The following is a 21,273-nucleotide window of genomic DNA, read 5'->3' as shown; positions in this document are numbered from 1 at the left end:
CTCGCTATCCGTCACGCCAGGTGGCAGGCCACCTGCCCGCCCCCGGGCACCTCGGTGATTTCGGGCCGGCGTTCCCGGCACACCGGCAGCACCTTCGGGCAGCGGGAACTGAACGCGCACCCGGCGGGCGGATTCGCCGGGTCGGGCAGCTCGCCCGTGAGCCGGATCCGTTCGCGGCGGCGCTGACGGGCCGGATCCGGCACGGGCACCGCGGACAGCAGCGCCTGCGTGTACGGGTGCGCCGGCTCGGTGAACAGCCGCTCCGACGGACCCCACTCGACGATCCGGCCCAGGTACATCACCGCCGTGGTGTGGGCGATGTGCCGGACCACCGCGAGGTCGTGCGCGATGAACAGGTACGCGATGCCCAGCTCGGCGGAGAGCTCCTCGAGCAGCGCGATCACCTGGTTCTGGGTGGAGACGTCGAGGGCGCTCACCGCCTCGTCGGCGACGACCAGTTTCGGCTCCACCGCGATGGCCCGGGCTATGGCGATGCGCTGGCGCTGCCCGCCCGAGAACTCGTACGGGTAGCGCTCGGCGTGTTCGGGCCGCAGCCCCACCTGTTCGAGCAGCTGCCCGACCTTGCGGCGGCGGGCAGCGGCGTCGAGGTCGGTGTGCACCTCGAGCGGTTCGGCGACGGCGTCGCCGACCGTGCGCGACGGATCCAGCGACGAGTACGGGTCCTGGAACACCATCTGCATGTCGCGGCGCGCGGCGCGCAGCTCGGACTTCCCCAGGGCGGTGACGTCGACACCGTCGAGTACCACCGATCCGGCGGCGACGTCCACCAGCCGCAGGATGCCGCGCGCGGTGGTGGACTTCCCGGAGCCGGATTCTCCGACCAGGGCGAAGGTTTCGCCGGCCCGGATGTCGAACCCCACCTCGTCCACCGCGCGGATCGTGCGCTTCTTCGCGAACGCGCGCCCCCGCACCGGGAACTCGACCCGCAGGCCCCGCACGCTCAGCAGCGGCGCGTTCGTGTCCTTCTCGACGACGGTCATACGGTTCCCTCCAGGATCAGATCGGTCACCCGGGCGCAACGCGCCGTCCGGTCGTCGCCCACGGCGAGCAGCGGCACGTCGGCGGCGCACTCGTCGGCCCGGTGGGGGCAGCGCGGCGCGAACCGGCAGCCGACGGGGATCGAGCCGGGCGGCGGCGGTGAGCCGGCGATGGTGTGCAGTTCGCTGCGGCCGCCCACGTCGGGTACCGAACGCAGCAGGCCCGCGGTGTACGGGTGGCGGGGCGTCGCGTACAGCGGCTCGGTGCGGGCCCGTTCGACGACCTGTCCCGCGTACATCACGACGACCTCGGTGCACAGGTCGGCGACCACCCCCAGGTCGTGGGTCACGAACAGCACGCCCATCCCGAACCGGCCGGCCATCTCGCGGATCAGGTCGAGCACCTGCGCCTGGATGGTGACGTCGAGCGCGGTGGTGGGTTCGTCGGCGATGAGGAGCTTCGGCTCGCACGCCAGCGCCATCGCGATCATCACCCTCTGCCGCATGCCGCCGGAGAATTCGTGCGGGTACTGACGGATCCGGCGGGCGGCGTCGGGGATGCCGACGAGGTCGAGCACCTCCACCGCGCGGGCCGTCGCCGCCTTCCGGTTCACGCGACGGTGCCGCCGTACCACTTCGGCGATCTGGTCGCCGACGGTGAACACCGGGTTCAGGCTCGTCATGGGTTCCTGGAAGATCATGGCGATGTCGTTGCCGCGCACCGCTTCCAGCTCGCGTGGCGGCATGGTCAGCAGGTCGCGGCCCTGGAAGCGGATGCTGCCGGCGACGGTGCGGGACTGCCGGGACGGCAGCAGCCGCAGCACCGACGAGCAGGTGACGGATTTTCCGGATCCGGACTCGCCGACGAGCCCGACGAGCTGGCCGGCCGCGACGTCGAAGGACACGTCCTGCAGCACCGGTGTCCAGCCGGACGCGGTGGCGAACTCGACGCCGAGACCGTCGACGCTCAACAGTGGTTCGGTCACTTCTCGCTCCGATTCTCGCGGCCCACCGAGTCGCGGATCCCGTCGCCGAGGGTGTTGCAGGCGAGCACGGCGAGGATGACCGCGACGGCGGGGATCAGCACGGGCCAGGTGGTGTAGTTCCATGCCTCGCGGCCCTCGGCCAGCATCCGCCCCCAGCTCGGATCCGGTGGTTGCACCCCGAGTCCGAGGAAGCTGAGCGAGGATTCGGCGAGCATCGCGAAGCCGCACGCGAGGCTGATCTGCACGATCAGCGGGGAGAGGGTGTGCGGGAGGATGTGCTGGCGCACGATCCGCGTGGTGGGGGTGCCGATGCTGCGGGACGCCTCGATGAAGGTGTTCTCCCGCACCGCGATCACCGCGCCCCGTACGACGCGGAAGAACCTCGGGCCGAACACGATTCCGATCGCGAACATGGCGTTGGTGAGATCGGGTCCCATGACGCCGACGATCGCCATCGCCAGCAGCAGCGGCGGGAAGCTGAGGAACGCGTCGGCGATGCGCGAGAGCAGTGCGTCCCAGCGACCGCCGAGGAATCCGGCCGCGAGGGCGGGGATCACGCCGAGGAGCAGACCGACCGTCACCGAGATCGCCGCGGCGGTGACCGCGACGCGGGCCCCGTAGAGCAGTCGCGAGAGGGTGTCCCGGCCGAGGTTGTCGGTGCCGAGCAGATAGCCGTCGGACAGCGGCGGCAGCCGGCGGGCCGTGAGTTCCTGCACCAGCGGGTCGTGCGGGGCGATCAGCGGTGCCGCGAGCCCGAGGACGGTGACCAGGGCCAGGAACACCGCCGCGGCGACGGCGGCCCGCCGGCCTCGGAACCGGCGCAGGAACCGGCGGCGCGGCGATTCGACGGCGGCCGGCACCGTCTCCGCGACGGCGTTCGGGGAGGTGAGGGTTTCGCTCATGCCGCGCTCCTGGTCCGAGGGTTCAGGTACCCGTACGAGATGTCGACGAGCAGGCTCATCACGACGGTGGCGAAGACACCGAAGATGACGACGCCCTGGATGGCGGGCAGGTCGCCGGACAGCACCGCCTGCACGGCGAAGTCGCCGAGTCCCTTGAGGCCGAACACCGACTCGATGACGGCCGTGCCGCCGAGCAGGAACGCGATCTGCATGCCGAGCACGGTCGCGGTCGGGATGAAGGCGTTCTTCAGGGCGTGCTTCCACAGGACCGAGCGCCGCCCGAGCCCCTTGGCGGTGGCGGTGCGCACGTAGTCCTGCTGCATCACCTCGATCATCGAACTGCGCAACTGGCGGGCGATCTCGGCGGCGGCGGCGAGGCCGAGCGCGATCGCCGGCAGCAGCAGGTGACTGAGCCAGGGCCACACGCCCTTGGCGAGCGGGGTGTAACCGGTGGCGGGCAGGACCCTCAGCTGCAGCGCGAAGACGAGGACCAGGATCAGGCCGAGCACGAAGTTCGGGGTCGCGACGCCCAGGGTGGATCCGACGCTGGTGGCCCGGTCCTGCCAGCTGCCCGGCCGGCTGCCGCCGACGATGCCGGCCGGGATGCCGACGGCCAGCGCGACGAGCACCGCCACCAGGGTCAGGGACACGGTGACCGGCAGGCGGTCGACGATCATCTCGAGCACCGGCGCCTTGTAGGTGAAGCTGGTCCCCAGGTCGCCCCGCACCAGTCCGCCGAGGAAGTCGGCGTACTGCACGACGACGGGCTGGTCGAGCCCGAGTTCGGTGCGCACCAGCTCGATCTGTTCCGGGGTCGCGGTCTCGCCGGCGATCCGGTGTGCGGGATCACCCGGGATGAGGAAGATCAGGCCGAAGGTGATGGCGGTGGCGATCAGCAGCAGCGGTAGCACCGCGAGCAGCCGTTGCCCGATCAATCGAAGCATCCTGCCGGTCCTTTACATCGTGTCGAGGTGTCGCTCGGGACGCTGCCGCCCCGGTCACTCGGCGGCGGTGCCGCCCCGGTCACTCGGCGGCGGTGAGGCCGATCCCGCCCCATTCGTCCAGCGCCCGGTACGGCCGGTAGCCGACGACCCGGTCGGTGAGGGTGGCGCCGAGGTCGGAGAAGGCCAGCGGGATCATCAGTGCCTGGTCCACGACCGTGGCGGAGACGTCGCCGAGGAGCCGTCCGCGGGCCTGCTGGTCCGGTTCGGCGTTCGCGGCCGTGAGGGCCTCCGCGAAGCCGGGGGTGACGTCGTGCGACGGGTTCTGCGGCGAATCCGGCGCGAAGTACGTGGTCAGCAGCAGCGACGGATCGGCCCGTCCGGAGAAGGTGGTCAGCACGGCGTCCAGCTCGCCGCGGTTGAAGACCGGCGACATCTCGGCGGGGCTGAGCAGCCGGATCTGCATTGTGACGCCGATCGCGTCGAGTTGCTGCTGGACGATCTGTGCGATCCGCTCGTTCTCGGGCAGGTTCATCACGCCGGCGGTGAACGTGAACCCGGCCGGCAGCCCGGCCGCGGCGAGCGTCTCGCGGGCGGCCTGCTCGTCGTAGGCGTACCGGTCGGCCAGCTCCGGGTTGTAGGCGAAGTAGCCCTGCGGGAAGTTCTGGCTGGCCGCCTCGCCGTGGCCTTCGAGGGCGGAGTCGACGAGGGCCTGCCGGTCGATCGCGGTGCTCAGCGCCCGGCGCACGTCGACGTTGCCGAACTCGCTGCGGGTGCGGTTGAAGTGCAGGACGTAGTGGTTCAGGCTCGTCTGCACCTGCGAGTCCAGGCCCTGCGCGGCAGCGGGGTCGATCGAGAGCGGCGTGGCCATCGCGATGTCGAGTTCGCCCGACGCCAGCGCGTTGATGCGGGTCTGCGGGTCGGTGACGACCTCCCATTCGAAGCTCTCGGCGGTCACCGACTCCGGATCCCAGTAACCGTCCCACGCCGCGAAGTCGTACGACGCGCCGGGCTGCGCGTCGGCGACGGTGTACCGGCCCGCGCCGACCGGCCGCAGCACCAGGGCGGCGTCCTTGTCCGGCGTGCCGAAGGCGTTCGGGCTGACCATCATTCCCGGCAGATCGGACAGGGTCAGGACGAGCTGGGTGCCGGGCCCGTTCAACCGCAGCACCACCGTGGTGGCATCGGGGGTCTCGATCGCCTCGACCGGTGCGAGCATCGTCGTGGTGATCGAGTCCGGCTCCTGGGCACGTTCGAGATTGGCCCGGACGGCCTGCGCGTCCAGGGGGGTGCCGTCCTGGAACTGCAGGCCCTCCCGCAGGTGGAAGGTGAGGGTGCGACCGTCGTCGGAGAACTCCCACGACTCGGCGAGTCCCGGAACAGGATTCGCGTCCCGGTCGCGGTGCACCAGCCGGTCGTACACCTGGGTCAGCATGATGTTGTCCTGCGCGACCCGGGTCTTGTGCGGGTCGAACGACGACGCCCCGTAGGTGGTCGCGTACCGCAGCGTCGCCTGCGGGTCGACGGCGTCCGACGTCGGGGCGGAACCGCACCCGGCGAGGAGCGCGACGGCCAGCGCGGCGCCCAGGGCGAGTCTCGTGCGACGAGCCATGATGTTCTCCGTTTCTCGTGGGATGGAGACGGGCGTTACGGTGCGGCCACTCCCACGCCGCGCCACTCGTCGAGCACCCGGCTCGGCTCGTAGCCGACGACGGTGCCGGAGGTGATCGCACCGAGTTCGGCGAACGCGACGGGCAGCATCGCGGCGTGGTCCATCACCACGGCGTTGACCTCCCCGAGCAGGGCGGCCCGTTCGTCGGGGTCGGTGGCTCGGTTGGCCGCCTCCATCGCCTCCCGGAAGCCGGGGATGTCGTCGTGCGACGGGTTCTGCGGCGAGTCCTGTCCGTAGTACGACGTCAGCAGCAGCGACGGTTCGGCGCGACCGGTCAGGGTGGTGAGGATGGCGTCGAGTTCACCGCGGTTGAACGCGGGATTGAGGTCGGTCGGCGTCATCGACCGGATCTCCATCGTGATGCCCACCCGCGCCAGCTGTTCCTGCATGATCTGCGCGATGAGCTGGTTCTCCGGCAGGTTCGACGCGCCGGCGACGAACGAGAATCCGTTCGGCACACCGGCCTGCGCGAGCAGGGCCTTCGCGCGTTCGGGGTCGAAGGCGTACTGGCCGTCGAGGGCGGCGTTGTGCGCGAAGTACCCGGAGGGGAAGTTCTGGCTGGCGGCTTCGCCGTGTCCCTCGAGGGCGGTCTCGACCACGGCTTCCCGGTCGACGGCGTGGGCGAGGGCCTGCCGCACCTCGAGCCGGCCGAATTCGCTGCGGGTCCGGTTGAGGTTGAGCACGTAGTTGTTGAGGGTGGTCTGCACGTCCGCCTCGAGGTCCTGCTGCTCGGCCGGGTCGACGGACAGCGGCGTGGCGATCGCGGCGTCGAGCTGGCCGGAGGCCACCGCGCTCACCCGGGTCTGCGGATCGGTCATGACGATCCACTCGAAGGCGCGGGACTGCACCGCCTCCGGATCCCAGTAGCCGTCCCGGGCGACGAATTCGTACTGCGCACCAGGCTGTGCCTGCGCGACGGTGTATCGGCCGGTGCCGGCCGGGGTCAGTACGAGGGCGGCGTCCTTGTCGGGGGTGCCGAACGCGTTGGGGTTGACCATCATTCCGGGCAGGTCGGAGAGGGTGAGCACGAGCTGCCCGCCAGGACCGTCGAGCCGCAGCACCACGGTCTGCGGGTCGGGCGCCTCGACCGCGGCGACACCGGCGAGCATGGCGGCGGTGATCGAGTCGGGCTGCATCGCGCGTTCGAGGTTGGCCACCACCGCGGCCGCGTCGAACGGGGTGCCGTCGGAGAACGTCACGTCCTGCCGCAGACGCAGCGTCAGGGTGGAGCCGTCGTCGGCGAACTCCCACGACTCGGCGAGCCCGGGAATCGGGTTCGCGTCCCGGTCACGGTGCACCAGCCGGTCGTAGACCAGATTGAGCATGATCGAGTCGCTGGTGATTCTCGTCTTGTGCGGGTCGAACGACGACGCGCCGTAGGTGGTGGCGTAGCGCAACGTCGCGTTCGGGTCGGCGGTCTGTGCGACGTCCGTCGCCGCGGAGCTGCCGCACCCGGCCACCGCGACGGTCACGGCGAGCACGGACAGGGCGGCCTTCATCGATCTGCGAAACATGACAGTCCTCGGGGTGATTCGGTTCGTCGAACGGTTCACGGGGCGGCGACGCCGACGCCGCGCCACTCGTCGACGAGCAGGGTGGGTTCGTAGCCCACGACCTCGTCGGTCAGGGTGGAGCCGAGTTCGAAGAACACCAGCGGGATCGCGAGCGCGTTGTCGCTGACGAGTTTCGACACGTCGCCGAGCTTGTCGGCACGCGCCTGGAGGTCGGACTCGCGGTTGGCCGCATCCAGGGCTTCCTGGAATCCGGGAGCCGTACTGCGGGACGGGTTCTGCGGCGACTGCGCCCCGTACAGCGCGGAGAACAGCAGAGCGGGATCGGACCGGCCGGTGAAGGTGGTGACGATGGCGTCGGCGTCGCCGCGGTTGAACGTCGGGGAGGCTTCGGACGGCGGCATCGGCTTCAGCTGCATGTCGATGCCGACCTCGGCGAGCTGTTGCTGCACGATCTGCGCCACCTGCACGTTCTCGGGCAGGTTGAGCAGGATCGCGGTGAAGGAGAACCCGTTCGGCAGTCCTGCCTGCGCCAGGAGCTCCCGTGCCCGGTCGGGGTCGTACGGGTAGGCGCCGGCCAGGTCGGGATCGTAGGCGAAGTAGTCCTTCGGGAAGTTCTGGGTCGCGGCCTCGGCGTGACCTTCCATCGCGGTGTCGGCGATGGCCTGCCGGTCGATCGCGTACGCCAGCGCCTGCCGCACCTCGAGCTTGCCGAACTCTCCGCGCGACCGGTTGAGGTTGACGGCCATGTGGTCGAGCCGCAGGGCCGTCTCGACCCGCAGGCCCTGCTGCTCGGCGGCATCGATGGTCAGCGGGGTCGTGATGGCGGCGTGGAGGTCTCCGGAGGTGACGCCGGCGAGCCGGGCCTGCGGGTCGGTCATCACCGTCCACACCACACTGTCCGTGCGGACCGCGTCGGGATCCCAGTAGCCGGGCCGGGCCGTGAACTCGTACTCGGCGCCCGGCTGTGCGCGGGTCACCGTGTAGCGGCCGGCGCCGGCCGGGGTGAGCGCCAGCGCGGCGTTCTTCTCGGGGGTGCCGAATGCGTCGGGGTCGACGATCATTCCGGGCAGGTCGGACAGTGCGAGGACGAGTTGCGCGCCGGGCCGGTCCAGGGCGAGCACGACGGTGCGCTCGTCGGGGGTCGTGATGCCGGTGACCCCGGCGAGCATCGGTGCCGTCACCGAGTCCGGTTCGAGCGCGCGGTTCAGGTTGGCCTGGACGGCGGCTGCGTCCACCGGGGAACCGTCGGCGAAGCTCACCCCCTCACGCAGATGCAGGGTGAGCGACTCGTCGGTCAGCTCCCACGATTCGGCCAGTCCGGGGACGGGTTGTGCGTCGACGTCGCGGTGCACGAGCCGGTCGTAGACCAGGTTGAGCATCGTGGCGTCACTGGTGATCTTCGTCTTGTGCGGGTCGAAGGAGGACGCGCCGAAGACCGTCGCGTAGCGCAGCGGAATCGCGGGATCGGCGACCCCTGAGTTCTCGGACACCTCGGAGCCGCATGCGGCCACCAGCACCGCGCACGTCCCGACGGCGGCCGTCCACCGCCGGACGGCAAACCTGCCCATAGCGACCGGCATCTCGTCCCTTCCTCGAAGCGCTCGCGCGCACAGTCGATTTCAGGACGGACGACGATGCGCACGGCCCTGTTGCCGACCGAACCTAAGGGGTTGTGACGTGCCGCACATCGCCGTTCCCACTGAACGAGACCGGGCGGGAATCGGTGGTCAGCCGAGCGCGCCGAGGAGGGCGGCGTTGACCTCCGCGGCCGGGACCATGGGCATCGTGTGGTGCGTCGCGCCCTCGACGAGCGCCGCTCGTAGCCGCGGATTCGCGGCCGCGACCGCGGCCGCCACCTTCGCGCTGTCGTGGACCTTGCTGCCGGCCGCGAGGACGACCGTCGTGTCCACCGCGAGCCCGGCGAGGGCGCGGCGTGCGGGGCGTTTCGGGACGACGAGCCTGCCCGTCGGGAAGTGCTCGGCACCGAGGGCGACGAGCTCGAGCCAGTCCTCGTCGAGTGGCCGGCCGCCGGTCTCCCAGCGCAGGAATCGGCGCTGACGGTCGCCGCCGGGCCGCAGCAGCAGCGGGACCGCGCGAGCCAGGTACCCGGCGCGCATTCGGGCGAAGCACGAATTCGGATCGAGCAACACCATGTTCCGGATCCGCTCGGGGCGTTCGAGTGCGTAGGCGAGCGCGACCATCGCCCCGTACGAGTGGCCGACCAGGTGGAACGACGACACACCGAGCGCCGCGGCGACGCCGTCGAGCCACACCCGCAGATCGTCCACGCCACGCATCGGCTTTCCGTGCGCGACGCTCCGGCCCACGTCACCGAGCGGATCCACGGCCAGGACCCGGTACCGTCCGGCGAGCGCCGCGGCATTCGCGAACCACACCGCCGACGTCGCTCCCCCGCCGGGCAGCAGGACGACCGGCGGCGCGTCCTCACGGCCGCAGACATTGACATGCGTTGTGCCGAAGTCCGATTCGACCGTCACCGCGCGGACATCTGCCGGCCACTTCGCGAGCACGGCATCGTAGGCGCGGAGAAACCGCTCTCCCTCGGCGGTGGTGGCGAACTCTGTCGACGCGCGCGGCATCGCCTCCCCCTTCGTCCGGATCAGCCGGTCGGCCCGGCCATACCGTAGAACCGTTCCACCCGCATCCGCAGCACGAGCCGGCGATCGGCGACCATCGCGGCCCGGAACTCGTCCCAGTCCGGATGTTCGCCCTGCACCGTCCGGTACAGCGCGACGAGGTCCTCGACGGTGGCGTCGTGCGGATCCGCCGCGACGGGCGACAGCTCGGCCGTGCCCTCGGCGACCGCGTACGCCCAGCCGTCGGCGGCGCTGACGTACAGGCTCACGCGCGGGTCGCGGCGCACGTTCGCGGTCTTGGCTCGGCCGTCGGTGACGGAGACCGCGAAGGTCCGGGCGCCCGGATCGTAGTGGTAGACGATGTTGGACAGCTGCGGCCGCCCGTCCCTCTTCAGAGTGACGAGGGCACCGATCTTCGAAGTGGCGAAGAGTTTTTCGAGTCCGTCGGCAGTCACGACATCACCATCGCTTTCCGTGGGATCGGTAGCGTTTGACGTACTCCACCCAGTTCCAGGTGGACAGGAACCCCTGCGCTGCCTCGTACCCCTTGGCGAACTGCGCCTCGATCTCGGACTTGTCGATGTCGAAGTCCAGGACGCCGACCTCGGTGGAGTCGACGCGGATCGTGCGGGCGCTCACCCACGGCTGGTTGAGATACGCCTGGTCGCGGCCGACGAGGACGGTGGTGACGATGCCCTCGATCAGCTCCGGGGAGTCGCCGAGCGCCGAGAACGGACGCAGCAGCCGCAGCGGTGGCAGGACCTTGTCGTTGCCGGCGGGCAGGTTCGGCAACACGGTGACACCGAACGTGGGCCAGCGGGGCTGGTCGGTGTCGATCCGGTCGAGCGAGTCGATGGGGAAGTTCGACAGCAACCCGCCGTCGACCAGCGTCGACCGCAACCCGGATGTGGCCGTGAGTGTCGCAGGCCGGAAGTAGAAGGGGATCGACATGGACGCGCGCACGGCGTCGGCCACCGACTGCTCGTCCGGGTCGAGCCCGTAGACCGAGCGGTAGTCCCACGGCAGCCGGACCAGCAGCCCCCGCGTGATGTCCGTGACCGTGACCACCAGCCGGTACCGTCGTTCCTCGGGGATCTGCTCGTCGGCGATGCGCAGATCCCCGAACGTACTGATGCCCAGATCCTTCAGTGTGTCCCGGATCCAGGCGTGGGCGTAGTCGCCGCGATAGATGCCCGATCCGCGCAGCACCCCGATCGCGGGGCCCAGCAGGGGAATCCGTTCGACCGGACCGGAGTCGAGGAACTTGTCGTACTCGAGGCCGAAGACGGCGTCGCGCATCTGCTCGCCCGTCCACCCGGCCTTCGATCCGGCCGCGACGACGGCGCCGACCACCGCGCCCGCCGACGTTCCCGAGACCCGGTTGAGCCGGTACCCGGCGTCGGCGAGCGCGACGACGGCGCCGGCCAGTCCGATGCCTTTCACCCCGCCACCGGCAAGGACGAGGTCGGCGGGACCCGCGGTCATCGCCCACCCCCGAGGTCGCGTCCGCCGCTCGGGACGATCCGTTCGCACCCGTCCATGGCCGCCCCCTCCTGCAGCATCCGGGAAAGGAGTCTGGCTCCCCGTGCTCCCACCCTATGCCGCACATCACGGAGCGTCGGCGGTAATCGCAACGTGTCCCCGCTCAGGCCACGATGCTGTCGAGGGCGGCGATGATGCGGGACGGCGCGTGCTTGCTCTCCGTGCGCCGGATCATCCGGATCCAGGTGGCGAGCGGTTCTTCGGGTCTGGCAATCAATTGGCCGAGAACTGCGGCGGAGTTGTCGAGCTGGGTCTCCATGAGCGGCCGCTGCTGCGGTGGAAGAGCGGCGATCAGCGTCGCCGCGTTCCACGCGTTGTCCCGGGCGCGGTCGAGGCTGAAGTCGAGCATGCGGTCCGAACTGTCCCCGAAGTCGCCGAGCAGACCCAGCAGCGGTGAGAACTGCCCGATTGTGGCGCGCACCCGGGGGATCAACGAGGAGAGGATGTCGTTGATGCGGACGAAGTCGTCGTGGAAGCCGGCGAGCGCGGCGCCCTGGAAGGTCTGTCCGGTCACCACAGCGAGGTCGAGATTGATGTGGGCGTTGATGCCGAGCAGCAGGTTCTGCAGGATCACGGCCTGCCCCGAGCGGACGGCGTCGAACGCGACACGCCAGCACCGGGCCGCTGCCGCATCCGCGAGGTAGGCGTCGAAGTAGCGGTTGGCGAACAGGGCGTCGAACCGGCTCATCCGCGGGCCGTCGTCGAACCAGCCGTCCACGATGCGGGTGCGGACCTCGAGCGTCACCTGCCGGTACAGCGCCGCAAAGTACCCGCGCGGGTCCTCGGCGCTGCGGGCGCCGGCCACGATCCCGTCGAGGATCGTGAGCACCTCGTCCACGTTCGTGGCGCGCATGGTTCCCCAGTGTGGCAGCGCCGGGTGCGGAATCGGGCACAAGGACGGTCGTTGCGATTGAATCGCAACCGGACGGGTACGCCTCGGGCAGTGAAGACCACGACCGGAGGAGACAAGCCCGTGAACACGCATGTCACCGCGGACACGCTGCGCACGCTGCTCGAGTCGTCGCTCGACGGCGCGACGCTGATCCTGCAGGGCGGCCGGCCGCAGGTCGTCGCCGCGGACGAGCTGAGCGACGAGAACCGCGCGCTGGTGATCGTCACCCGCGACGAGCTGCGCGGGCAGTTGCCGAAGGACCGGGACTACAACGACACCGATCTCGAACTCCACGCCACGACGCTCGAGGCGACCGTCGCCAATCTCGGCGGCTGAACGGCACGAGCCGGGCGCCCGGTCAGCTCGGCCGGGCGTCGGGATGCTCGCGCACGAAGTTGAGATACGCCTTCGACGGCGTCGGACCGCGCTGGCCCTGGTACTTCGAGCCGACGGCAGCGCTGCCGTAGGGGTGCTCGGCGGGGCTGGTCAGCCGGAACAGGCACAGCTGCCCGATCTTCATCCCCGGCCACAGCGTGATCGGCAGGTTGGCGACGTTGGAGAGCTCGAGGGTGATGTGCCCGCTGAAGCCCGGGTCGATGAATCCGGCCGTGGAATGGGTCAGCAGCCCGAGCCGGCCGAGCGACGACTTGCCCTCGAGACGACCGGCGAGATCGTCGGGCAGGCTGCACGTCTCCATCGTCGACCCGAGCACGAACTCCCCCGGGTGCAGGACGAACGGCTCCCCGGGCGGGGCCTGCACGAGCGAGGTGAGTTCGTCCTGGCGCAGCGCAGGGTCGATGTGCGTGTAGCGGGTGTTGTTGAAGACCCGGAACAGGCTGTCGAGCCGCACGTCCACGCTCGACGGCTGCACCATCGCGACGTCGAAGGGGTCGATGCCGAGACGCCCGGAGGCGACCTCGGCGCGGATGTCGCGATCGGAGAGCAGCACGGGGTAGAGACTAACAACCCGCCCCGGGCGGTCCCGCGGCTCGAGGCCCACGGCGACGGGGGCAGGCGGCCGGGCTCGGCGACTAAGCTCGATCACACATGATGCACGATAGGTCCCTCGCGCCGTGCCCGGTGACGGACTGGAGCAACGAGCGTCGCAAAGAGTGCCTGCGCTCCACCCGGCTCGGGCACCGCTGGCGGCGGTTCGGGCGCGCGCGCCGCGGTCTCGCGTGGCTGGCGCTGCTGGCGGTCCCGGTCTCGATCCTGGGCGGGCAGTACTGGATCCACGACGTCGCCCCCGAACGCGACCGGCTGGCCCATACCCGGCCGCATCTGCATCCGATCTTCGACGCCGCGGATCCGGCCGATCGTGCCACCGCGGTGGTGAGCATGGTCGGACTCGGCAATCTCGATGCCACCGACACCGCCGTCGCCCTCCCGGCGCTGACCGCGCTCGGGCAGGTGTGGGCGGTGCAGTACGACAACAGCGGTCTCGACACCGCGGTGATCAGCCGGATGATCGTCGACCACGCGGAGCAGGCCGGGGTGGAACGCGTCGTGCTGACCGGGCACAGCATGGGCGGCATCATCGCCCTCGAGGTGGCCGGGCACATCGTCGCCGACCCGGACCTGGATCTGCTGGCGGTGATCCTGGACTGCACGCCCGTCGATCTGCACGCGGTGCGGGCCGACAAGCGCGACGCCGGGGAGGATCTGCTGCGCTGGGTGGGGTGGGTGCCCGGGGCGCGTGAGAGCCGCACCCTGCGACTGGTGGTCGAGACCGCCGCCCGCAAGGACCGCTACGTCGTTCCGCATCCGCACGGCTTCCCCACCGTCGATCCCGGTGGGCTGGTCGACGCGGTCACCGAAGTGCTCGAGGACAAGATCTTCGCCCCCGACGTGGCCAGTACCGGGCTGATCGAGTCCCAGTTCGAGGCCATCGTCGCCTCGGGTGCGCTCGACGATCTGGGGGCGCTGGCGTCACGTCGCGGGGACAGTCGCGGTCCGGCGGTGGTCTTCGTGCGGCCCGGGCGCGGCACCGACGACGACGTCGTCGACGTGGACTACAGCCAGCGGGTGCTGTTCGAGCGGGTCGGCGGTTCGAGGGGATCGCTGCTGGTGGTCCGGTTGGCCGGCACCGGGCACGCCGACCCGATCCAGCAACCGCAGGCCTACAACGCCGCTGTCGCCACGAAGATCGTGCCGTTCGTCGATCGGCTCGCCGAACGGGACACCCGGCCGGTACAGGCGAGCGGGCGGTAACCGACGCCGCGGTCGACCTCCGCGCCTCAGTGGATCGTCGTCGCCGCGAGGCTCAGGTTCCGGTGGCGTGCTCGCCCAGGATGGTGGTCAGTTCCTCCGCATACGCGAGCTGGGTGCGCAGACGCGCGCAACTGTCCTCGGCGCGCCGGTGGAACTCCGCCAGCACGCCGCGGGCGTCGTCGGCCGCCTGCCCGGACGTCGCGGCGTCGGCGATCCGATCGAGAGCAGCGAGCAACTCGCGCATCTCCTCGAGTGTGAATCCGAGTGGCTTCATCCGCCGGATCACCAGCAGTCGCCGGACGTCGTCGTCGGTGAAGAGCCGGAACCCGCCGCTGCTGCGGGCGGACGGGGTGACCAGGCCCACCTCGTCGTAGTGGCGGATGGTCTTGATCGACAGTTCGGTGCGCGAGGCCACCTGTCCGATCTGCATATGCCCCGAATCGATGGTCACAGCCGCACCCTTTCCTCCCGGTCCGCCTCCACCGTAGCGAGCCGTCCGACCCTCGATTCGAACTCTACCCTCACCGGAGGGTAGAGTTCCGCGGGTTCCGCGGACGCGACGACGCCGTCCCGTCCCCGCACGGGCGCCTCGCCCCTGGTCCCCATCCCACCGCTGGAAAGAAGACCCGACTGTGACCACTCCTGCCGGCAGCGCGCCGGCCGTCCCCGAGGCGGACGCCGACCCCGCCCTCTCGGTGCGCGGCGCCCTGCGTTCCCCGAAACGCCTGAAGACCGAGATCCTCGCGGGATTGGTCGTGGCACTGGCGCTGATCCCCGAGGCGATCTCGTTCTCCATCATCGCCGGGGTGGACCCGCGGGTGGGGTTGTTCGCCTCCTTCACCATGGCGGTCACCATCTCGATCGTCGGCGGGCGGCCGGCGATGATCTCCGCTGCCACCGCCGCGATCGCGTTGGTCGTCGCGCCGGTGGCCCGTGAGCACGGCTTCGACTATCTCGTCGCCACCGTCATCCTGGGCGGCATCTTCCAGGTGGCGCTCTCGGTGCTGGGGGTGGCCAAGCTGATGCGGTTCATCCCGCGCAGTGTCATGGTCGGCTTCGTCAACGCCCTGGCGATCTTGATCTTCACCGCGCAGTTGCCGCACCTGATCGACGTGCCCTGGCTGGTCTATCCCCTGGTCGCGGTGGGGCTGGCGGTGATGTTCCTGCTGCCGAAGCTCACCTCGGTGGTGCCGGCGCCGCTGGTGGCGATCGTGGCACTCACCGCCGCCGTGCTCGTCTTCGGGTGGGAGGTGCCGAACGTCGGCGACGAGGGTGAGCTACCCGAGTCGCTGCCGATGCTGTTCGTCCCCGACGTGCCACTCACCACCGAGACGCTGTCGATCATCGCCCCCTACGCGCTGGCGATGGCGCTGGTCGGCCTGCTCGAATCGCTGATGACCGCCAAGCTGGTCGACGACATCACCGACACCCACTCGAACAAGACCCGCGAGGGCTGGGGACAGGGCGTGGCCAACCTGGTCACCGGGTTCTTCGGCGGCATGGGCGGCTGCGCGATGATCGGGCAGACCATGATCAACGTCAAGGTCTCCGGGGCCCGCACCCGCCTGTCCACCTTCCTGGCCGGGGTGTTCCTGCTGATCCTCGTCGTCGCGCTCGGCGACGTCGTCGCGCTGATCCCGATGGCCGCCCTGGTCGCGGTGATGATCATGGTGTCGGTCGCCACCCTCGACTGGCACAGCATTCACCCCCGCACCCTGAAGCTGATGCCGCGCAGCGAAACCCTGGTGATGCTGGTGACCGTGGTTGCCACCGTCGCGACCCACAACCTCGCGATCGGGGTGATCCTCGGCGTGCTCACCGCCATGGTGCTCTTCGCCCGCCGCGTCGCCCACATGATCAGCATCGAGAAGGTCTCCGAGGCCGACACCGATCACGACGGCACGGTCGACACCCGCGTCTACAAGGTGCACGGCGAGCTGTTCTTCGCCTCGTCGAACGACCTGATCTACCAGTTCGACTACGTCGGCGACCCCCGCCACGTCGTCATCGACCTCACCGGCGCCGACATCTGGGACGCGTCCACCGTGGCCACCCTCGACGCGATCCGGCACAAGTACGCGGCGAAGGGCAAGCACGTGGAGATCGTCGGCCTCGACGGCTCCAGCCTCGACCGCCTCGACCGGCTCTCCGGCCGGCTCGGCGACGGCCACTGACCACCGCTGGGCAGAGCGCCCTCGCCCGATCCGCGGCCCCCACCGACACCACCCATCACGCTCCCCTCCCCGGTATCTGAGCCTGCTCGAACGCCAGCGCATTGCCACGCTGCGGGCCGCTGGACACTCGATCCCGCAGGCGGCCGGGCGCTTGGTCGATCGGCGTCGACTGTCAGTCGTGGCGCACGCACGCGCTACCGGGTGCTCACTTTGATCCCGCCAGGACCGTCTGCTCGACGACACGGATGTTTGGGCGAAGGCGCAGGAAAAGCCGCGCTGCGGTGCGGGAGTGAGCGTCGGACAAGTCCACCTACCGGGAAGTCTTGGTTTTGTTCTTGGCTTTGCCCTGGGCCGTGCCCGCCGTGGGAATCCTCGTCCTGCGGGCGGTACCGGAGGAGGCGGGGACCGCTCCGGCAAGGGCGGCGTGTTGCATGTCGGAGAGCACATCGAACAGCCCTTCCGGGACCTGCGCCAGAATCTCGAGCTGTTCGGCAGTGACCTCGACACCGGGGTCGGGCTCGCAGCTCTTCAGGGCCCTCAGCAGGTAGGCGCGGGCGACGGTGGAGACGGGCAGTTCCTTCTCCGCGGCGAGGGTTTCCAGGCGCGTGTACTCGTCCTCGTTGAGCCGGATCTGGAGGACCTTCGCGCGAGGATTGCGATGGGAGATCTTCGCGGTGGCCGGGATGTCGTAGTCCTCACCCTGCGCGTCGGCGGCGATCCGGGCGGTCCTTGGCACAACCGATCTGATGATCGACAAACTTCGTCAACTCAGTTCTCATCGGTGTGATTTCGTACCAATGCTGGCCGTCGTCCGCGTACTACGCGAGCAGGTCGACCGGCCCTCCGTTTTGGGGGCCAGTCGACCCCCCCTCTGCCCGTGCATACTTCGGTCTGCTCGACGACCCGCGGTCGCACCGGCCGTGGAGTGGCGGACCTTACTCACAAGGACGCAGGTGTACCTGTCACGGTGCGGTTCCGGACTCAGGGTTGACGGCCGCCAGCGCGGTGTTCAAGGTCTGACTCGGCCGCATCACGGCCACGGTCTTATCCCGGTCCGGCTTGTAGTAGCCGCCGATGTCAACCGGCGCGCCCTGCACCTCGATCAGCTCCCGCACGATCGTGTCCTCGTCCCTGGCCAGCGCCTCGGCCAGCGGGGCGAACTGTTCTGCGAGTTCCGGGTCCTCGGTCTGCGCGGCAAGTTCCTGCGCCCAGTACATCGCGAGGTAGAACTGGCTGCCCCGGTTGTCGAGCTCGCCGGTCTTGCGCGACGGGCTCTTGTTCGTCTCCAGCAGCTTGCCGGTCGCTGCATCGAGCGTGTTTGCCAGGATCTTGGCGCGCTCGTTGCCAGTCTTGATGCCGAGGTCCTCCAGGCTTACGGCCAACGCCAGGAACTCACCGAGCGAATCCCAGCGCAGGTGGTTCTCCTCCACCAACTGCTTGACGTGCTTGGGCGCCGACCCGCCGGCGCCCGTCTCGTACAGGCCGCCGCCCGCCATCAGCGGCACAATCGACAGCATCTTGGCGCTCGTACCGAGTTCGAGGATCGGGAACAGGTCGGTGAGGTAGTCACGCAGGATGTTGCCGGTCGCGGCGATAGTGTCCATCCCGCGGATCAGCCGCTCCAGCGTGTACCGCATCGAGCGCACCTGCGACATGATCTGGATGTCGAGGCCCTCGGTGTCATGATCCTGCAGGTACAGCTCGACCTTCTTGATCAACTCGTTCTCGTGAGGGCGGTACGGGTCGAGCCAGAACAGGACCGGCATACCGGAGTTGCGTGCCCGGGTGACCGCGAGCTTGACCCAGTCGCGGACCGGCGCGTCCTTGACAGTGCACATGCGCCAGATGTCACCCGCCTCGACATGCTGGGTGAGCAGCACCTCACCGGTGTCGACATCGACGAAGTTGGCTTCGCCCTGCTCTGGAATCTCGAAAGTCTTGTCATGCGAGCCGTACTCCTCGGCCTTCTGCGCCATAAGCCCGACGTTGGGGACGGTACCCATGGTCGTCGGGTCGAACGCGCCGTTGGTCTTACAGAAGTTGATGATCTCCTGGTAGATGCGCGCGAACGTAGACTCCGGCATGACCGCTTTCACGTCCTTGGGTCTTCCGTCGGCGCCGTACATCTTGCCGCCTGAGCGGATCATCGCCGGCATCGAGGCATCCACGATGACGTCGCTGGGGGAATGGAAGTTCGAGATGCCGCGGGCGGAATCGACCATGGCCAACTCGGGACGGTGCTCATGGCAGTTGTGCAGGTCCTGATTGATTTCGTCGCGCTGCGTGCTGGGCAGCGTCTCGATCTTGTCGTACAGGTCGCCGAGACCATTGTTGACGTTGACGCCCAGTTCGTCGAACAGCTTCTGATGCTTGGCGAAGGCGTCCTTGTAAAAGGTCTTCACCGCGTGGCCGAAGACGATGGGGTGCGAGACCTTCATCATCGTCGCCTTGACGTGGAGGGAGAACATCACGCCCGTCTTGCGCGCATCCTCCATCTGCTCCTCGTAGAAGTCGAGCAACGCCGTCTTGCTCATGAACATGCTGTCCATGATGTCGCCCTCACCCAGGTCCACCTCGGGCTTGAGGACGATCGTCTCGCCGCCCTCGGTCACCAGCTCCATCCGGACCTTGCGCGGCCGGTCGAGCGTCATCGACTTCTCGCCGTGGTAGAAGTCGCCGTGCCGCATGTGCGCGACGTGGCTGCGTGAGGCCATCGACCACTCGCCCATGCTGTGCGGGTGCTTACGGGCGTACTCCTTCACCGCCCGGGGTGCGCGCCGATCGGAGTTGCCCTCACGCAGGACCGGGTTGACCGCACTGCCGAGAATCTTGCCGTAGCGCTCCCGGATGGCACGCTCCTCTTCCGTCTTCGGGGCGTCCGGGAAATCCGGGACCTGGTAGCCCTTGCCCTGCAGTTCCTTGATGGCGGCCAGGAGCTGCGGCACAGACGCGCTGATGTTGGGCAGTTTGATGATGTTGGTCTCGGCCAGTTGCGTCAGACGACCCAGCTCGGCAAGGTTGTCCGCGACGCGCTGCTCTTCCGTGAGGCGGTCGGGGAACTCGGCCAGGATCCGCGCCGGCACCGAGATGTCGCTGGACTCGATCTTGATGCCCGCGGCACCAGCGAAGGTACGCACGATCGGCAGGAAGGCGTAGGTCGCGAGCAACGGTGCCTCGTCGGTCAACGTGTAGATGATGGTCGACTGCTTATCGGCGCTCATTCTTGTCTCGTCTCCCACGTCAGTTCGGTCCGCTTCACGAAGTGCTTTGCGTGCGGTATTGCATCGAGTATCAGGCTACGTGCGAGAACACAAGAACCATATTTACCCGCCAGTAGCGCGAACTCCGCTAACAGGCTCCGACAGCCCGCTGACGGCAAGCACCCGATCATGCGCCTGCTCTCCCGTGACGCGAACGCGAGTCGGCGCACCCCCGGGTGCACGCCCCACCGTGACCGCCGACGGCCGTCCGGCTCAAACCCGGCTGTGGATAGTCCGGTCGGCGGCGGTACCCCTCCCCTGTCGAATTTCCGAAAGCGCCCTTTGCCTCAGTGTGTTCGGTGTGATCGTCGCGCTTGCCGCACCGGTCGACTCCTCCGCGCGTTGCCGACCTTCCCGACGTCGAACGATTCGATGATCCGTTGTGACGGTTAGGATTACGGTCGTCTCATCCTCGGCCCGACCCGCCTCGTCGGCATCGCCTGATCAGCATCGTCGTCGTTACACCGCCCAACAGTTTTGTCGCTCTACCGGGGCTGTGCATGGGGGCAGGACTGCGTTGACCGTCGCGCCGATCCGGCTCCGCCGCACCAATCAGCAAATCGGCGAGTCGTACGCGGACTCGCTCAGCGCGGGCGAGTGGGACAGTGTTTGTTCTCGTCGGTGTCGGGCTGTTCTGGGCTGTCCCGAACTATTTCAGCCGCCGTCGGAACCGGACGGGCAAATCGAACAGGTCGAGCAGTTCCCGGCACAACCGAGCGAGTCGGTCTGTTCAGCCCAGAGCCTTGGACTTTCCGCGCCAGGCGTCATCGAGCTCGACTGTAAGGACGCCGATGCGGCCTACCCCTTCCGCTACGACGGACTGAACTCATCCTTCCGTCAGGCGACCAGTATCTGTTGCCGCCGGTCGAATGGAGCCGCGATACCGGAGTCGCCTTCCTCCTACCGCGGTCGGAGGCGATCCGCATCGACTTCTTCCCGGCGGAAGTCGCGCCGCCGCCCCACGGTGTGGCTGAGCGCCCGCGCCACGACCCGATGTCAGTCGGGCTTGCGGCCGGTACCGGAACCGGTACCGAGCCGGGCGACCGTGTTGTGCGGCACCAGCACCACCGGGCGGTGACTGTGGTGGACCAGGCGAGCCGAGACCGACTCACCGAGCAACCGGTCGATGCGGGCCATCAGGTCCCGCCGGGGCGTGCCGATGAGGATCATCGCCGCGTCGTGGGCGTCGGCGAGCGCGATCAGCACCTTCGCCGGATCCCCGGCACGACCGTGATATGTCCAGTTCCCGGCCGAGGTGGCCAGCACCGCGCACGCCTGCTCACGCTCGCGGTCCAAGGCCTCGCAGATCCGGGCCTCCCAGTCGTCCGAATCCGGATCGATCGGCAGATCCTCGGTGTCGACGACGTGCGCGACGTGCAGATACGCTCTCAGGCCGGCGCCGAGCTCGATCGCGAACTCCAGGGCCCGGCGGCTGGCCGCGTGCCGGTCGAACCCGACCACCAGGGCGGTCGAGGCCCGCGTCGGTGCGGCGGGGCCGTCGATGCGCCGCGGAACCCGCCAGTCCCACACCTGCGCCTCGGATTTCCGCTCGGAACGTTTGCTCATCACGGCCTCCTCACAGCG

The 21,273-nt window shown here is 69.2% G+C and carries 19 protein-coding genes; 3 read left to right on the top strand and 16 right to left on the bottom strand.

From position 1 onward, the window contains the following. Positions 1 to 11: 11 nt before the first annotated feature. From QYS60_RS02250 to QYS60_RS02200, 11 genes are all read right to left on the bottom strand, one after another. Positions 12 to 1,001 (bottom strand): ABC transporter ATP-binding protein, encoded by a 990-nt coding sequence (locus QYS60_RS02250; RefSeq protein WP_371382322.1) that lies wholly within the window; start codon positions 999 to 1,001, stop codon positions 12 to 14. Continuing rightward, on the bottom strand, positions 998 to 1,984 hold the full coding sequence (locus QYS60_RS02245; RefSeq protein ID WP_371382321.1) for an ABC transporter ATP-binding protein: 987 nt from the start codon (positions 1,982 to 1,984) through the stop codon (positions 998 to 1,000). The genes QYS60_RS02250 and QYS60_RS02245 overlap by 4 nt, the downstream gene beginning before the upstream one ends. Beyond that, positions 1,981 to 2,886, bottom strand: a complete 906-nt coding sequence (locus tag QYS60_RS02240; protein WP_371382320.1) for an ABC transporter permease — start codon at positions 2,884 to 2,886, stop codon at positions 1,981 to 1,983. Before QYS60_RS02240 ends, QYS60_RS02245 begins: the two co-directional genes overlap by 4 nt. Then, entirely contained in the window at positions 2,883 to 3,830 is a 948-nt protein-coding gene (locus QYS60_RS02235; protein WP_003934603.1) for an ABC transporter permease, read from the bottom strand. Before QYS60_RS02235 ends, QYS60_RS02240 begins: the two co-directional genes overlap by 4 nt. A 79-nt stretch (positions 3,831 to 3,909) precedes the next feature. Then, entirely contained in the window at positions 3,910 to 5,439 is a 1,530-nt protein-coding gene (locus QYS60_RS02230; protein ID WP_371382319.1) for an ABC transporter substrate-binding protein, read from the bottom strand. A gap of 35 nt (positions 5,440 to 5,474) precedes the next feature. Continuing rightward, a complete protein-coding gene (locus QYS60_RS02225; RefSeq protein ID WP_371382356.1) occupies positions 5,475 to 6,998 on the bottom strand; it encodes an ABC transporter substrate-binding protein in 1,524 nt (507 codons plus the stop codon). A 50-nt stretch (positions 6,999 to 7,048) separates the two neighbouring features. After that, positions 7,049 to 8,593, bottom strand: a complete 1,545-nt coding sequence (locus tag QYS60_RS02220) for an ABC transporter substrate-binding protein (RefSeq protein ID WP_371382318.1) — start codon at positions 8,591 to 8,593, stop codon at positions 7,049 to 7,051. Between the two features lie 147 nt (positions 8,594 to 8,740). Next, positions 8,741 to 9,613, bottom strand: coding sequence for an alpha/beta fold hydrolase (locus QYS60_RS02215; RefSeq protein ID WP_371382317.1), 873 nt, complete (start codon positions 9,611 to 9,613; stop codon positions 8,741 to 8,743). A gap of 20 nt (positions 9,614 to 9,633) precedes the next feature. Then, complete coding sequence (locus QYS60_RS02210; protein ID WP_371382316.1) at positions 9,634 to 10,065, bottom strand: PPOX class F420-dependent oxidoreductase; 432 nt, start codon at positions 10,063 to 10,065, stop codon at positions 9,634 to 9,636. A gap of 4 nt (positions 10,066 to 10,069) precedes the next feature. After that, positions 10,070 to 11,095, bottom strand: coding sequence for a patatin-like phospholipase family protein (locus QYS60_RS02205; protein ID WP_371382315.1), 1,026 nt, complete (start codon positions 11,093 to 11,095; stop codon positions 10,070 to 10,072). Positions 11,096 to 11,255: 160 nt separating this feature from the next. Further along, positions 11,256 to 12,005: a DUF5995 family protein gene (locus tag QYS60_RS02200; protein ID WP_234574756.1), complete on the bottom strand. Its 750-nt coding sequence runs from the start codon at positions 12,003 to 12,005 to the stop codon at positions 11,256 to 11,258. 120 nt (positions 12,006 to 12,125) lie between these two features. Here QYS60_RS02200 and QYS60_RS02195 point away from each other — a divergent pair, with 120 nt between their 5' ends. Then, a complete protein-coding gene (locus tag QYS60_RS02195; protein ID WP_003934611.1) occupies positions 12,126 to 12,380 on the top strand; it encodes a hypothetical protein in 255 nt (84 codons plus the stop codon). Between the two features lie 22 nt (positions 12,381 to 12,402). Here QYS60_RS02195 and dcd read toward each other — a convergent pair whose 3' ends face one another. Beyond that, entirely contained in the window at positions 12,403 to 12,993 is a 591-nt protein-coding gene (gene dcd, locus QYS60_RS02190; protein ID WP_003934612.1) for a dCTP deaminase, read from the bottom strand. Positions 12,994 to 13,091: 98 nt separating this feature from the next. On the opposite strand from dcd, the gene QYS60_RS02185 reads away from it, so the two are divergent. Beyond that, positions 13,092 to 14,255 carry an alpha/beta fold hydrolase gene (locus QYS60_RS02185; RefSeq protein ID WP_371382314.1) on the top strand — a complete coding sequence of 388 codons (1,164 nt, stop codon included), beginning with the start codon at positions 13,092 to 13,094 and terminating at the stop codon, positions 14,253 to 14,255. Between the two features lie 52 nt (positions 14,256 to 14,307). On the opposite strand, the gene QYS60_RS02180 is transcribed toward QYS60_RS02185, so the two are convergent. Further along, positions 14,308 to 14,685, bottom strand: coding sequence for a MerR family transcriptional regulator (locus tag QYS60_RS02180; RefSeq protein ID WP_371382355.1), 378 nt, complete (start codon positions 14,683 to 14,685; stop codon positions 14,308 to 14,310). A 202-nt stretch (positions 14,686 to 14,887) separates the two neighbouring features. Between QYS60_RS02180 and QYS60_RS02175 the strand changes: the two genes are divergently transcribed. After that, entirely contained in the window at positions 14,888 to 16,429 is a 1,542-nt protein-coding gene (locus tag QYS60_RS02175; RefSeq protein ID WP_371382313.1) for a SulP family inorganic anion transporter, read from the top strand. Between the two features lie 310 nt (positions 16,430 to 16,739). Here QYS60_RS02175 and QYS60_RS02170 read toward each other — a convergent pair whose 3' ends face one another. The 3 genes from QYS60_RS02170 to QYS60_RS02160 all read right to left on the bottom strand — a co-directional run bounded on the left by QYS60_RS02170 (position 16,740) and on the right by QYS60_RS02160 (position 21,255). After that, positions 16,740 to 17,165, bottom strand: coding sequence for a hypothetical protein (locus QYS60_RS02170; RefSeq protein WP_289378226.1), 426 nt, complete (start codon positions 17,163 to 17,165; stop codon positions 16,740 to 16,742). 226 nt (positions 17,166 to 17,391) lie between these two features. After that, positions 17,392 to 19,650: an NADP-dependent isocitrate dehydrogenase gene (locus tag QYS60_RS02165; RefSeq protein ID WP_371382312.1), complete on the bottom strand. Its 2,259-nt coding sequence runs from the start codon at positions 19,648 to 19,650 to the stop codon at positions 17,392 to 17,394. Positions 19,651 to 20,685: 1,035 nt separating this feature from the next. Further along, positions 20,686 to 21,255, bottom strand: coding sequence for a universal stress protein (locus QYS60_RS02160; protein ID WP_371382311.1), 570 nt, complete (start codon positions 21,253 to 21,255; stop codon positions 20,686 to 20,688). Positions 21,256 to 21,273 lie beyond the last annotated feature (18 nt).

The sequence above is a fragment of the Rhodococcus sp. GXMU-t2271 genome, from assembly GCF_041414735.1.
Taxonomy (GTDB): Bacteria; Actinomycetota; Actinomycetes; order Mycobacteriales; family Mycobacteriaceae; genus Rhodococcus; species Rhodococcus indonesiensis.
This window is presented reverse-complemented; position numbering and strand designations above follow the sequence as displayed.

Coding starts and splice junctions, on each gene's coding strand:
- QYS60_RS02250 (WP_371382322.1), bottom strand. CDS start 1,001: ATGACCGTCGTCGAGAAGGACACGAACGCGCCGCTGCTGAGCGTGCGG.
- QYS60_RS02240 (WP_371382320.1), bottom strand. CDS start 2,886: ATGAGCGAAACCCTCACCTCCCCGAACGCCGTCGCGGAGACGGTGCCG.
- QYS60_RS02235 (WP_003934603.1), bottom strand. CDS start 3,830: ATGCTTCGATTGATCGGGCAACGGCTGCTCGCGGTGCTACCGCTGCTG.
- QYS60_RS02230 (WP_371382319.1), bottom strand. CDS start 5,439: ATGGCTCGTCGCACGAGACTCGCCCTGGGCGCCGCGCTGGCCGTCGCG.
- QYS60_RS02225 (WP_371382356.1), bottom strand. CDS start 6,998: ATGAAGGCCGCCCTGTCCGTGCTCGCCGTGACCGTCGCGGTGGCCGGG.
- QYS60_RS02220 (WP_371382318.1), bottom strand. CDS start 8,593: ATGCCGGTCGCTATGGGCAGGTTTGCCGTCCGGCGGTGGACGGCCGCC.
- QYS60_RS02215 (WP_371382317.1), bottom strand. CDS start 9,613: ATGCCGCGCGCGTCGACAGAGTTCGCCACCACCGCCGAGGGAGAGCGG.
- QYS60_RS02205 (WP_371382315.1), bottom strand. CDS start 11,095: ATGACCGCGGGTCCCGCCGACCTCGTCCTTGCCGGTGGCGGGGTGAAA.
- QYS60_RS02200 (WP_234574756.1), bottom strand. CDS start 12,005: ATGCGCGCCACGAACGTGGACGAGGTGCTCACGATCCTCGACGGGATC.
- QYS60_RS02185 (WP_371382314.1), top strand. CDS start 13,092: ATGATGCACGATAGGTCCCTCGCGCCGTGCCCGGTGACGGACTGGAGC.
- QYS60_RS02180 (WP_371382355.1), bottom strand. CDS start 14,685: ATGCAGATCGGACAGGTGGCCTCGCGCACCGAACTGTCGATCAAGACC.
- QYS60_RS02165 (WP_371382312.1), bottom strand. CDS start 19,650: ATGAGCGCCGATAAGCAGTCGACCATCATCTACACGTTGACCGACGAG.
- QYS60_RS02160 (WP_371382311.1), bottom strand. CDS start 21,255: ATGAGCAAACGTTCCGAGCGGAAATCCGAGGCGCAGGTGTGGGACTGG.